Annotated in this window: 11 protein-coding genes; 8 read left to right on the plus strand and 3 right to left on the minus strand. The window is 67.8% G+C overall.

Features of this window, described 5'->3' with window-relative positions:
• Window positions 1-500: 500 nt before the first annotated feature.
• Window positions 501-1,046 carry a CGNR zinc finger domain-containing protein gene (locus BLV57_RS20035; protein ID WP_091290921.1) on the minus strand — a complete coding sequence of 182 codons (546 nt, stop codon included), beginning with the start codon at window positions 1,044-1,046 and terminating at the stop codon, window positions 501-503.
• A gap of 112 nt (window positions 1,047-1,158) precedes the next feature.
• On the opposite strand from BLV57_RS20035, the gene BLV57_RS20040 reads away from it, so the two are divergent.
• Window positions 1,159-2,019, plus strand: coding sequence for an alpha/beta fold hydrolase (locus BLV57_RS20040; protein WP_091290924.1), 861 nt, complete (start codon window positions 1,159-1,161; stop codon window positions 2,017-2,019).
• Here BLV57_RS20040 and BLV57_RS20045 read toward each other — a convergent pair.
• Window positions 2,013-2,618 carry a DUF5684 domain-containing protein gene (locus BLV57_RS20045; RefSeq protein ID WP_176968720.1) on the minus strand — a complete coding sequence of 202 codons (606 nt, stop codon included), beginning with the start codon at window positions 2,616-2,618 and terminating at the stop codon, window positions 2,013-2,015. The genes BLV57_RS20040 and BLV57_RS20045 overlap by 7 nt on opposite strands.
• A 655-nt stretch (window positions 2,619-3,273) precedes the next feature.
• Between BLV57_RS20045 and lanL the strand changes: the two genes are divergently transcribed.
• From lanL to BLV57_RS20070, 7 genes are all read left to right on the plus strand, one after another.
• Window positions 3,274-6,012, plus strand: a complete 2,739-nt coding sequence (lanL, locus tag BLV57_RS20050; protein ID WP_091290927.1) for a class IV lanthionine synthetase LanL — start codon at window positions 3,274-3,276, stop codon at window positions 6,010-6,012.
• Window positions 6,009-7,808 (plus strand): S9 family peptidase, encoded by a 1,800-nt coding sequence (locus tag BLV57_RS20055; protein ID WP_091290929.1) that lies wholly within the window; start codon window positions 6,009-6,011, stop codon window positions 7,806-7,808. The genes lanL and BLV57_RS20055 overlap by 4 nt, the downstream gene beginning before the upstream one ends.
• Window positions 7,809-7,863: 55 nt before the next feature.
• Window positions 7,864-8,034, plus strand: coding sequence for a hypothetical protein (locus BLV57_RS43345; protein ID WP_176968722.1), 171 nt, complete (start codon window positions 7,864-7,866; stop codon window positions 8,032-8,034).
• Between the two features lie 44 nt (window positions 8,035-8,078).
• Entirely contained in the window at window positions 8,079-8,228 is a 150-nt protein-coding gene (locus BLV57_RS43350) for a hypothetical protein (RefSeq protein WP_176968723.1), read from the plus strand.
• 251 nt (window positions 8,229-8,479) lie between these two features.
• Complete coding sequence (locus tag BLV57_RS20060; RefSeq protein ID WP_091290932.1) at window positions 8,480-10,177, plus strand: ABC transporter ATP-binding protein; 1,698 nt, start codon at window positions 8,480-8,482, stop codon at window positions 10,175-10,177.
• Window positions 10,174-11,901, plus strand: coding sequence for an ABC transporter ATP-binding protein (locus tag BLV57_RS20065; RefSeq protein ID WP_091290933.1), 1,728 nt, complete (start codon window positions 10,174-10,176; stop codon window positions 11,899-11,901). The genes BLV57_RS20060 and BLV57_RS20065 overlap by 4 nt, the downstream gene beginning before the upstream one ends.
• 64 nt (window positions 11,902-11,965) lie before the next feature.
• Window positions 11,966-12,601, plus strand: a complete 636-nt coding sequence (locus BLV57_RS20070; protein ID WP_091290935.1) for a nitroreductase family protein — start codon at window positions 11,966-11,968, stop codon at window positions 12,599-12,601.
• Here the strand turns inward: BLV57_RS20070 and BLV57_RS20075 are convergent.
• On the minus strand, window positions 12,598-13,008 hold the full coding sequence (locus BLV57_RS20075) for a hypothetical protein (RefSeq protein WP_091290937.1): 411 nt from the start codon (window positions 13,006-13,008) through the stop codon (window positions 12,598-12,600). The genes BLV57_RS20070 and BLV57_RS20075 overlap by 4 nt on opposite strands.
• Window positions 13,009-13,013 lie beyond the last annotated feature (5 nt).

Here is a 13,013-nt window from a genome sequence, read left to right on the forward strand (position 1 = left end):
CAAGGGTGGCCCTTGTAACGCTCAACGCCACAAGGGCCACCCTTGCGTCGTCCACCCCTCCGCCCACCCGACCGAACGTTGTGAACGAGGCGCTCACAACGCACAAGGTTGCGTACGAGGCGTTCACAACGCGGCCGGAGCCGCGAGCCCTGGCGAGGGAGCGCACGAAAGCGGCGCTAGTCACGCTCACAGTCACAAAAGTGGCTTTTGTTTCGTCCGGCCGCTCCCCAGCACCCAGGCACCTCCCGGCACCCAGCCGCGCTACGGCACCCGAGCGCTTGATGGCACCCAGCCGCGTTTGCGCCCTGCCGAGCGGACGACCGCCGCACGCGGCGGCCGCCGACACCGGCTGCGTGCGCGCGAGCCGTCCACGGGGCCGGCAGCCCGGTAACCCGGCAGCCAAGCGGCCCGACGACCTAGCGGCCCAGCAGCCTGCGACCCGGCAGCCCAGCCACCCGGCAGCCCAGCGGCGCGGCGTCCCGGCGGCGCGGCGGGAGTCGTTAGTCGTGCTTGGCGCGGGCCGCGTGCCGCGCGACCCGCGCGCGGTTGCCGCACAGGTTCGGCGTGCACCACTGGCGCCGGGAGTTCGTGGCCACGAAGAGCATCGAGCAGTCGTCGGCCGCGCAGCGCCTCAGCTGCGACGCGTGCGGGCCGGTGACGAGCTCGATCGCCGAGCGCGCGACGGCCGCCAGCGCGGCGTCACCGCCGTGGTCGTAGTGCCAGCGGATCTCCTGCGAGAAGGCGATGTCCATGCGCAGGCTGGTCGGCACGGCCGCCGCCGCGGCGTTGACGTCCTCCACCGCCCACGGCTCAGGACGCTCGCCGCGCACGCGCGCGTCAAGGAGCGTGCGCACCGCGGTACGCAGCCGCCGCGTGGCGCCCGCGGCCGGCGCGCGGGTGCCCTCGGGCAGCTGCCCGGCGTGCAGTTCCCAGAACTTCTCGTTTCCCTCTTCGGTGGCCAGCAGATCCACCTTGGGTGAGACCGCGAGCAGCTCCGTGTCCGCGAGATCCACCGCCAAACCTTCGCCGACCACCGTGAACTCCATACTCTGACACTAACATCTCCAGCCTCCTCCACGCATTAGCACTGGGTCTTCCCCTGCGCTCGATTTCAGTGTACTAATGGATACGAGCACGTCGCAACCATTAGGAGTCCCGATGTCCAAGCACCCGATCGCCCACCGCCGCGTCCAGGCCGGACCGGCCGATGTCTTCTACCGCGAGGCGGGCGACCCGTCCGCGCCCACGCTCCTGCTGCTGCACGGCTTCCCCACGTCGTCGCACCAGTACGTGGGCCTGATGCGGGAGCTGGCCGGACATTGGCATCTCGTGGCGCCCGATCTCCCGGGATTCGGGCAGACGGAGACAGCGCCGGATTTCGAGTTCACCTTCGAAGCGCTCGCGGGCGTGCTCGGCGACTTCGTCGACGCGCTCGGGCTCAGCAGCTACGCGCTGTACGTCTTCGATTTCGGCGCGCCGGCCGGGCTGCGGCTCGCCGCGCGGCGCCCGCGGCAGATCACCGCGTTGATCACGCAGAACGGCAACGCGTACGTGGAGGGCTTCGGGCCGGCGATGCCGGACTTCGCGAACCAGGGCCCGCGCGAAGAAGTCCAATCAGGACTGGAGGAAATGCTCACGCCGGAGAGCATCCGGATGCACTACTACGAAGGAGTGCGGAACCCGGAGGCGATCGATCCCGGGAGCTATCAGCTCGACCGGTTCTATCTCGAACAGCCGGGGCGCGCGGCGGCGCAGGCGGATCTGTTGTGGGACTACCGGAACAACCCGCCCGTGTACCCCGAGATCCACCGGTGGCTGCGGGAGTCGCAGCCACCGGTGCTCGCGGTGTGGGGCCGTAACGACCCCTTCTTCATTCCGGCGGGTGCCGAGGCGTTCCGACGCGATGTGCCCTCGGCACAAGTGCATCTGCTCGACACCGGCCATTTCGCGTTGGAGGAGGAACTCGGCACGATCAGTGAACTCGTCGACAGGTTCCTGCGCGAAAACGTGGATCAGTAGCCGGCAGGCGGCTGACCGGGCTGGCCGTAACCCGGCTGCCCGGGCTGACCGGGCTGGCCGGGCTGGCCCGGCTGACCGTAGCCGGGCTGGCCCTGCGGTCCGGGCTGACCGTAACCGGGCTGGGCGTAACCCTGCTGGCCCGGCTGGCCGTAGGGCTGCTGCTGGCCGGGCTGGCCATAGGCGGGCTGGCCGTAGCCGCCACCGGGGTTGCCGTAGCCGCCGCCCATGTTCTGCGGGACGCCGCCGGGGCCGATGTACTGCGCGCTGCCGAAGGCGAGCATCGGGTAGCCAACGATGGGGAACAGCCACAGGCCGAAGATGCCGAACACAGTGTCCTTGCCGAACGACTTCGCCATGTCGAGGGAAAGGATGATCCAGAGAACGAAGTTCACGCCAGGAATGAAGAAGAGCAGCAGCCACCATCCGGGGCGCCCGGCGATCTTCAGCGCCACGTAGGTGTTGTAGAACGGGACGATCACGGCCCAGCCAGGCTGACCCGCCTTGGTGAAGACCTTCCATCCCACGAAGATGAAGAGCGCCCAGAACGCCAGCCCGAAGGCGCCACCGGCGATCACGGCCACCCAGTTGACCTCAGTCACCGTCTGATATTCGTACGTGCCCACGAAGGCCCTTCCCCTCAAAGTATGCGAGACGGGGAGACCATAGTGGGCGGTCGAGGCCGCCGTCCGGCAGTACGGCCAATCGAGATGAGCCGATCCGCGGACGCGATCGATGGACGCTCGCCCCTGCTCAGCACTGCTCAGCACTGCCCACGCGGTGCGACGCGCGCTCGGGCTCCACCTGCCGGGCATGCCCTGAGGTGATCGCGAACCACCCACCACAAGATGCGGACAGCGACGCTGAGCATCCGCGATTCGCGGCACGCCTGGCGCCACGGCACGTGCGCGAAAGTGGCCATCACGCGTGTTCGAGGACGCATTCTGGAGACGAGCAGAGCATCTGTCCAACTCTTTCAATTATACCTGAAATCGCATTGGCGACATTTAGCAAACCCTTAAGGTGCGACTACTCCGTTCGAGTGAATGCGTCACCATCACTTGTTGCCGCGCCCAGTTCCTGACATAGCCTACGAGCAGAACAGCTCGGGGGAAATGATCACTGGGGACGATTCACATTCCGAGATCGTGGCGAAGCTGATCATCGTCATGACTCAGGCGAATTCAGCCATTACGCAGGCAGGCTGAAAAAACGATCACCAGCCGAGCGCCGAAGCAGACACACTGGGGGTTTGTGATGGGCACCGAAAATTCGGAATCGTCCGACTGGAACCATTCCTACATCGAAGAATTCGCGGACATACTCAAGGCGAAAGCACGCGGGCACGGCTGGGCACTGCGACCGGAAGATGTCTGGTGTCACGTACAACCACCAGGCAAAACCGTGCGAGCACAGGGTTGGAAGATCCACGTGTCAGCTACCCCGAAGGCGGCGAGCGCCACGCTGGCCGCGGTTGCCGAGGTGCTACTGGAGAAAGCCGTCACCTTCAAGTTCGCGAAAGGCCTGCCGGAACTCCGCCAGCTTCTTTCCATTCGAGCGGACCGAGGATCAAGCGGAAAGTTCATCACCGTCTACCCCGATGACGATAAGCAATTTGCCGAGCTACTCGAAGAACTGCACCAAGCCACACTCGGCGCCGAAGGTCCCACCATTCTTTCGGATCGAAAGTATCGACCGGATAGCGTCGTCCACTATCGCTACGGCGGCTTCCGATCGCAGCGTGTGCTCGACAATGATGGTTCCTACTATCACCTGATCGTGACGCCCTCCGGTGAATGGACCGAAGACGCGCGCAATGCCTGGTATTCACCGCCAGCCTGGGCACAGGACCCGATTTCGCCACCACCGGAACGCCCCAAGGAACGCCCGACGAAGATCAAGCTCGACGACCGGTTCGTCGTGTTCGAGGCGATCCGGCACTCCAACCGGGGTGGTGTCTACCGGGCCATCGACGAGCAGACCGGAAACCGGGTCGTCATCAAGGAGGCACGGCCACACGTCGGCGCCGAGCCGGACGGGTCCGACGCGAGGAAGTTCCTGCGCAACGAATACGAGATGCTGCGCCTGCTCGAACCGCTGAACCTGGCGGTGCGGCCGATCACGCTGTTCGAGTACCAGGGCAACACCTTCCTCGCCGAAGAGGAGGTCACGGGTCAGACGCTGCAGCTGTGGATCGAGAGCCAGCTCCGCCCGCGCCCCGACTGGGTGATGCCACTCGACCGCGCGGTCGATATGGCGGGCAAACTCGTCGCGCTGGTCGGTGCCGTGCACGACAAGGGCCTGGTCTTCCGTGACTTCACCTCGACCAATGTCATGGTCACGCCGGACGAGGAACTGGTGATGATCGACACCGAGTTCGTCGCCGAACCAGGGCAACCGGTGCATCGGGTGATGACCATGGGCTACGTCGCGCCTGAGGAGTTGAGCGGTCCGCCGACCTACCCGGCTCCCCAGCCGTCCGCTGACCTCTACAGCGTCGGCGCCGTGCTGTTCTACCTCTGCTGCGGCGCGCATCCGCTGCTGCCGGTGGCGGACCCGGCTCAGGACGGCCAGCCCGCCGAGACCCGCTCGCACGACGAGCGCGTCCGCACCCTGATCGACGCGATCGCGGCGGAGAACACCACCATGCGGGCATTCGCCCCCATCCTCAAGGCGCTGCTGGGCAAGGATCCCGCGGCGCGGCCGGCACCCCGTCGCATCGAGCAGCTGCTCGCCGGCCTGACCTCGGCACCGGTCACCGGGAACACCGGCCCGACGCTGTTGGCGGACGACGCCGAGCGCAAGCTGCTCGACGACGGCGTCGCGCACCTTCTCGAAGCCATGGACCCGGAGGCGCCCGGCTACCTCTGGCCCGCGTATCCGCTGGAAGGCCGTCTTTTCGACCCGTACAGCGTGCAAGCGGGGGCTGCAGGCCCACTACACCTGCTCGGCACCCTCAGCCGTACAGGCGGCGGTGAGGCGACGCGCGACAAGCTGCGCACCGCGCTGCACTGGTTCGATGAGCGGGTGGAGCGGGAGCCGCGGACGCTGCCCGGTCTCTACTTCGGCAGGGCAGGCACCTACTGGGCGATGTACGAGGCGGCCGTCGAACTCGGCGAGACCGAGATCGCGGAACGCACCGCCCGCCGCGCCAAGCATCTCCCCGTGGTGTGGAAGAACCCGGACATCACCCACGGCGTCTCCGGCTGCGGGCTGACCCAGCTCCGGCTCTTCCAGCACACACAGGACGAGGAATTCCGCCACCGGGCCGGGTTGTGTGTCGAGTCTGTCCTCAAAGGACGGTCGCTCACCGACATGGTCTGGCCGCTCTCGTCCGACACGCCGCGTGCGGGTGACGGGCTGACCCACTACGGGTTCGCACACGGTGTCGCCGGGATCTGCTACTTCCTGCTCAGTGCGGGCGACCGGCTCGACCGGCCCGACCTGCTGGAGCTCGCGAAGGCGGGCGGCGACCTGCTCGTGTCACTCGCTTGGCCGAGCGGCGACGGTCTCAAGTGGCCTACGGCGCAGAAGGAAGCCAATGACTCGGAGACCTACAACGGCGTCTGCTGGTGGTGTAGCGGCGGGCCAGGCATCGGCACGTTCCTCATCCGGCTGTGGAAGGCCACCGGCGATGCCCGCTACCTCGAAGCCTGCCGGGGCGCCGCCATCGCGACTCGCGGCGAGAAGTGGCTGTTGTCGACCGGGCACTGCCACGGGTTGACCGGCAACGCGGAGTTCCTGCTCGACATGGCGGCGGCCACCGGCGAGCGCCAGTACGCCGACTGGGCCCGCGAGCACGTGATCGGCCTCCAACGCCTGACCGTCCAGAAGGGTGACCGGCTGCTCATCGTCGACGACAGTAGCAGGCAGCTCAGCTACAGCTACAACCTCGGGCTGGCCGGACCGCTCTCGATGCTGCACCGGCTGCGTCACGGTGGCGAGCGCGCGTGGATGCTCGACGGCCTCCCCTACCTCCCGGACGGTGTGCGATGACCCTCGCGACACCTTCGACACTCTGGGACCGGCTCAACGACCTCCGCTCACGGATGGCCGCCCGGTTCTCGGCGACCGGCAACACGGCGGCCACCGTCGCGACCGACGGGCACGAGTACATCTTCATCGAATTCTGGCGGCTGAGCGGCCCCGATAGCGGCTGTGAGGTGCTCCCCGGTTACCGCAGGACGGCATCCAACGCCGACGCGGCCCACGTCCCCTTCGCGCTGGTCCCGTTCGACACCGGCTCGGTGCTGCTGCTGGGCCGCACCGAGACCGTGTTCCTGGACACCAACGGCGTGGAGCACGTGCTGCCCCCGTTCCCGGTCGACCCCAACATCCTGGCGCCCGCTCCCGACGGGACCGAGCGGGTCGCCTTCGCCGGCCGTGGCGACGACGGAACGCCCGCCGCGTGGGTGTGGACCGCACCGGACTTACTGGTCAAACTCGACACCGAGCTACCGCCTGTGCTGCTGAAGGGCAGGGGCTGGCTCGACCCACAGGGCAACGAGCTGCTGATCAATGTCACCGAAGGCGGCCGGGTCCACCCGGAGGCACTGGATCTGCGCGACGGCAGCATCCGCAGACTGCCGTTGAACGAGCCCAGCGACTCGGACATCGCCTGGTTCACCTCACCGGAATCCGGGCAGCTGCTGGTCTTCAGCCGGTTCGGCGATCAGCATCGGCTGAGAGTGATCGACAGGACAGGAGCCGCGGCCGAGCTCTGGTCATTGGAAGGCCTCACCGGCAGCGTCCGGCCGATCGCCATGCATCCCGGCACCGGCGACATCGCCGTGCATGTCAACGAGGGCATGCGCGAGCAGATCGCGGTGGTGGACGTCGCGGCCGACACCCTGCGTGTGCTGCCGAACCACGACGACCGAGCGGTCGCCTGGGCTTCGTGGGCCACCGGCGCCGGGCAGCCCGATCGGCTGTGGGGCTTCTCCATCGGTTCCGGCTACCCCGGCTGCTTCGTCGGCTATGACGAGGGCGGCTGGCTCGAAGTGCCTGACGGCACGACTGCGGGCGCCTATTCCGGCTGGGCGCCCAGCCATCTCGAGTCGTTCCCCGGCGCCGAGGGACCCATCGAAGCGATCGTCTGCGGCCATGACGACTGGCGGACGGCCGAGCATGTGGTGCTCGCATTGCATGGTGGGCCTGCCAGCCGGTGGACGTTGAAGTTCTCGCAGCTCTTCCAGTTCTTCGCCGAAGAGCGCATCACCGTGATCGCGCCCAACCCCCGCGGCTCGACCGGCTACGACGACGACTTCCACCAGCTGATCGTAGGTAACTGGGCAGGGCCGGACCTGCATGACGTGCTCGCGATCGCCGAACACGTCCGGGAGCTTCGGCCGGGACCACTCGCGCTCTACGGTCCCAGCTACGGCGCGTATCTGGCCTTGCTCGCGGCCTGTGCGAAACCGGGACTTTGGTCGCGGGTCGCGGCTATCGCGCCGATGCTGTCGGGTGAGCGGCTCTACGAGGTCGCGGCCGCGGACGTGCGCGCGATGATCGACCGGCTCGGCGGCAAGCACATCGTGTGCGACGAGCTGGGTTCGCGTGACGTACTCACCCAGTTGCCGAAATTGGCGACGCCGCTGCTGGTCGTGCACGGCTCGGCCGACCCGACCATCCCCGCATCCCAGTCGCGCGAGCTGGCCGACCGGCTGATCGCGGCGGGCAAGGTGGAAGGCCTCGACTTCGAGTACGTCGAGGTACCCGGCGGAGGGCACACCCCGCTGGACGGCTCGGAAGAGCTGCATCGCAAAGTCGCGCGATTCCTTTCCGGGAAATAACGCGCGTTTCCCCGATTTCAGCCGTTTCGTCGGCTGAAGACAAAAGGAGAGTGAAATGAATCTCGATATCAGCTACCTGCAGGAATTCGAGGCGCAGGAGACCCCGGCGCTCGAAGGCTGCCCGGTGCTCGGCACCTGCTGTGGCCCGGTGGCGACCACGGTGCCGTGGCTCTGCGGCCCGCCGACCACCATCTTCACCTGCTTCGGCGGGACCTTCGCCGCCTGATTCCGGCCACAACCGGCGATTTTTCGAAAGGAGGTGAACAAACCATGGCATTGGACATCGCGCTGCTCCAGGAGCTCCCCTCCACCGAGGAGACCCTGCTCGGAGTTCAGGACTGCTGCTGGAACTCGCTCATCGGCGGCTGCCAGATGTGGAGCCTGACCCTTTCCACCTGTCACAGCAACACCAACGGCTGAGAAAAGCCATCGATACCAGGAAAGGTGGTGTCAACACTATGAACGAAATCGCCGATCTGCAGCGTTTCAGCCAGACCGAGAACGCGCCGAGCAACCAGCCGGAAGGCTGTTGTGGCCTGGGGAGTTACGTGACCTGCCCGTGGCGGACTTTCGACTAGTCCGACCGCGTCTGGGGTCAACGGCAGAAATGTGGCGGGCGGGCGCTCCCCGCGCCCGCCCGCCACATCCATGACGATCGAACAGGATGAACGATGGTGCGACGAGCGGACCGCCTGCTGCTGGAGTTGGCGCGCGCGAATCCGGCGCGTACCACGGCCTATGGGTTGTCGACGCTGCTGAGTTCGTCCACCGCGCTGATGCTGCCCGCGACGCTCGCTGCCGCGGTGGACGCCGCGGTCGGTCAAGCGGGCACCAGGACGGCGCTCGTGATGTTCTGCGCACTGGTGGTGGTCGCGACCGTGGCGGAGGTGACGACCGAACTGCTCGAAGTACGGACCACCACCGCCACGCAGACCAGGCTGCGTCATCGCCTGATCCGGCATCTACTCAGCCTCGATTCACGTGCGCAACAGCGTTTTCCCAGCGGTGACGCGCTGAACCGGGTGCTGGAGTCGACAGCGCAGACCGGCCAGCTGATCCCGATGGCGCTGTCCGGCCTGGCCTCCTTCGCGACGTCGCTGGGCGGCGCGGTCATGCTCATGGTGATCGACCCCTGGATCGGCCTGGTGTTCTGTGTCACGGGGCCGCTGGTGTACCTGCTCGCGAGCCGGTTCATGAGCACGGCGGCCAGGCTGACTCAGGACTACCAAGAGGTCCAAGGCCTGCTGTCGTCCCGCTTCCTGGACGCGGTCAGCGGTATCCGCTCGATCCGCGCCATGGGCACGGCGGCCCAGGAGACCGAGCGCGTGCTGGCTCCGCTGCCCCGCCTCCGCGCGGCGGGGTTCGAATTCTGGAAGGTCCAGCGTGACGTCGGCTGGCAGCTTTCGCTGATCGTGCCGTTCTTGAACATCGGCGTGCTCTGCGTCGCGGGCTATGGCTTGTCCACCCAGCGGCTGAGCCCGGGTGACATGCTCGCGGTGACCGGCTACCTGACTTACGCGTTCGGGATCTTCTCGCAGATCCGGGTGTTCGGCATGCTCGGCCGGATCCGTGGTTCGGCCGAACGCGCCGACGAGATACTCGCCGTGCCATCGGCGGCGACAGGTACGCGGCGGCTACCCGAGACCGGCCGAGGCGAGCTGCGCCTCACCGGCGTGCGGGTGGTCGTCGGCGACCGTGCCGTGCTGGATGGAATCGACCTGACCGTGTCCGCCGGCATGTCGGTCGCGGTAGTCGGCGTCTCCGGCACCGGGAAGTCGACGTTCGCCGCCGTGGCAGGCGGTTTGCTCGAGCCCGACACCGGATCGGTGTGCCTCGACGGGGTCGATCTCCGCGAACTGATCCGTGCCGACGCGGGAGCCGCGGTCGCGTACGCCTTCGAGCGTCCCGTGCTCTTCGGCGAAACCGTGGGCGAAGCCATCACTTTCGCTGACTACGCCATCGACCAGGCTGCGGTGCGTGAAGCACTCATGGCCAGCCACGCGGCCGATTTCGTGGACCGGCTTCCCGACCGGCTCGGCACGACGGTGGACGAGCTGAGGATCTCCGGTGGCGAACTGCAACGGATCGGGCTCGCCCGCGCGTTGTGCCGTGACGCGCGGGTACTCGTGCTCGACGACGCGATGTCCAGTTTGGACACCGTGACCGAGGCGCAGATCTCCGGTCTGCTGCGCCACCTCGGCACCACGCGGGTGATCATCGCGCACCGGGCGTCCACCGCGGCGGGGGCGGACCGGGTGATCTGGCTGCACGAAGGCCGGATCGCGGGCTATGCCCCGCATTCCGAGCTGCTCGAGGATCCCGGCTATGCCGAATTGTTCGCCCAGCAGGAAAGCGAGTCGCTCCGGTGAAACGTTTCCAGGACCTGTCCTCGCTCGTCTTCCCCGCGCTGGCCGCCGAGCGACGGAACCTCCTCGTCCTCGCTGGGTGGTCGCTGCTCGAGGCCACACCGGTGCTGCTATCAGGGCAGCTTGTCGCGCAGGCCGTCGACAAGGGCTTCCTCGGCGGCGACGTCACGGTCGGCATCGGGCTGCTCGGTGTTTACGCGGTGCTGATGGTGGCCGGCGCGTTCGCGACCCGGCAGGCACTGATGCCGCTGGCCTCGATCGTCGAGGCCATCAGGGATCACGTGGTGCGCCGGGTGGTGACCGCGAGCCTGCACAACGCGGTGCACGGCGCGGTCACGCCCGACGCGGCGATGGTCAGCCGCATCACCCGCCAGGCGGAGCTGATCCGGCAGTTCAGCAACATGCTACTGACCGTCGCGCGCACCGTGGTGTTCTCCGCGGTGGGAACGCTGGCCGGGCTGTTCACGCTACTGCCCCAGGTCGCCGTGCTGACGACGATCACACTGGCCGCGTCCGGGGTCCTGCTGGCACTGCTCTCCCGCGTGCTGCAACGGCGCTACCTGGCGGCGATGGTCGCCGAGGAAGAGCTGTCAGCGGCCGCAGGGCGGACATTCTCCGGGCTGCGTGACATCCGGGCGTGTGGCGCGAGCGAGCTGGCCGCCGTCCAACTCGGCCACGCGGTCGACGCACAAGCGGCCACGACGGTGGCCACCGCACGGGCAGGCACTGGACGGATCGGGGTCATCGTGGTCGGTGGCAGGTTGCCGCTGCTGATCACCCTGGTACTGGCGGCGGGAATGGTCCGCTCCGGTGAGGCCACCACGGGAGCGATCCTCGGCGCGTGCACTTACCTGGTGGTGGGCCTCGAGCCGCTGCTCCGGCAGGTGGTGCAGGCGATCGGGAACATGGGCCTGCACTTCTTCGTCACCTTGCATCGGCTCGCCGAACACGCGACGTGCGCGGAAATCGCGAGCGACGGCACCGCGCACGGTGACGGCTACGACCTGACCCTGCGCGAGGTCACCTTCGCCTACGGGCCGCATTCCACCCCCGTGCTGACCCGGACGAGTCTCGTGATCGAGCACGGCGTCCATCTCGCCGTTCTCGGTCCCAGCGGGGTGGGCAAGTCGACGCTGGCCAATCTGATCGCAGGGCTCGAAGCCCCGCAACACGGCGAAATCCTGCTCGGCGGCACACCGTTGGCGCGGCTCGACAGGAAATGGCTGCACCAGGCGGTGGCGCTGGTGCCGCAGGAACATTTCGTGTTCAACGGCACGGTGCGCGAAAACCTCGCCTACCTCGTGCCCACCGCGACCGACACCGAACTGGACACGGCGGTGGACCTGCTGGGCCTGCGGCCCACCGTCACGCGCCTTGGCGGCTACGACGCGGAACTTTTCAACGCGGACACGCTGTCTCAAGGGGAACGCCAGCTCATCACGCTCGTGCGAATCTACCTGTCGGCGGCGCGGATCGTGGTGCTCGACGAGGCGACCTGCCACCTCGACCCGCAGGCGGAGGCACGGGTCGAGACGGCCTTCCGTGAGCGTGGCGGCACCCTGATCGTGATCGCGCACCGCATCAGTTCGGCACGTCGCGCGCAGCGGATAGTGGTACTCGACGGCACCGGGCTACGAAGCGGCACGCACGAAACACTGCTCGACACGTCGCCGCTCTACGGGGACCTGGTGGCGGGCTGGACCGCGGACGTATCCCCGGTGGGATGACGGCGGACGCCACTTTCCAGCGGTACGGTCAGCCCGAACGCCATGATCACGGAAAGAGGCGGCAATGGACACGGACCACCTGCTCAGCACCACTCGCGCGGTGCGGCGCAAGCTCGATCTCGACCGCCCGGTCGAGCCGGAGGTGATCGCGGACTGCCTCCGGCTCGCGACGCAGGCGCCGACCCCGGGCAACGCGCAGAGCTGGCGCTGGCTGGTCGTGCGCGACCAGGAGGTGAAGAACGAGCTGGGCGCGCTCTTCCGCTCGGTCGGCGAGCCCTACCTGGACTCGAAGCTCGCCGAAGCGGGCCCCGCCGCCGAGTCGGGGCCGGTGAAGCGGGCGATGGCGTCCGGCCGGTTCCTCATCGACAACATCGAGCGGGTCCCGGTCTTCGTCATCCCGTGCCTGCGAGGACGGCCACAAGGCGGAAACGGTGAGCTCGCCGCCTTCTACGGCGGCATCTTCCCCGCTGTGTGGAGCTTCCAGCTCGCGCTGCGGTCGCGCGGGCTCGGCTCGACGCTGACCACGTACACCCTGGTCCGCGAGGCCGAGGCGGCGAAGATCCTCGGTATCCCGGACGACGTCACCCAGGTCGGGCTGCTGCCGGTCGCGTACACCACGGTGTCCGACTTCAAGCCCGCCGCCCGCACGCCGATCGAGGAGATCGCCTATCTCGATCACTGGGACAACCCGCTGAGCTAGCTCTTGGAGACCACCAGCGTCACGTGGTCGGCAGGCTGCGCGACGCTGGTGAGCTTCACCTCGAAGCCCTCGTAGACCGTCGGCTTGGCGAAACCGGCGTTCGAATGCAGCACGACCGTGGTCCGGGCGCCGGTGCTCGGCCTGATCAGCGACACGGTGACGGCCGCGTCGCCCTCCCAGACGCAGAGGACCTTGGGCGGGCACCGCGAGTCGGCCACCGAATCGAAGCCGACGCGCAGGTCCGCGCCCTGCACCGCCACTGACTCACCGGTCCGTAGCGTCAGCTCGGTGTTCAGCTGCGCCTGCGCCCCGGAGTCCGCGGGCGCGGGTGCCTGCGCGCTGGGCCCGCACACCAGCCCGAGCGCGCTACATGCCGCGAGGATCCACTCTTTCCAGCTCACGGTCATCAGAC

The organism is Amycolatopsis xylanica, assembly GCF_900107045.1.
In the GTDB taxonomy this organism is placed as follows: Bacteria; Actinomycetota; Actinomycetes; order Mycobacteriales; family Pseudonocardiaceae; genus Amycolatopsis; species Amycolatopsis xylanica.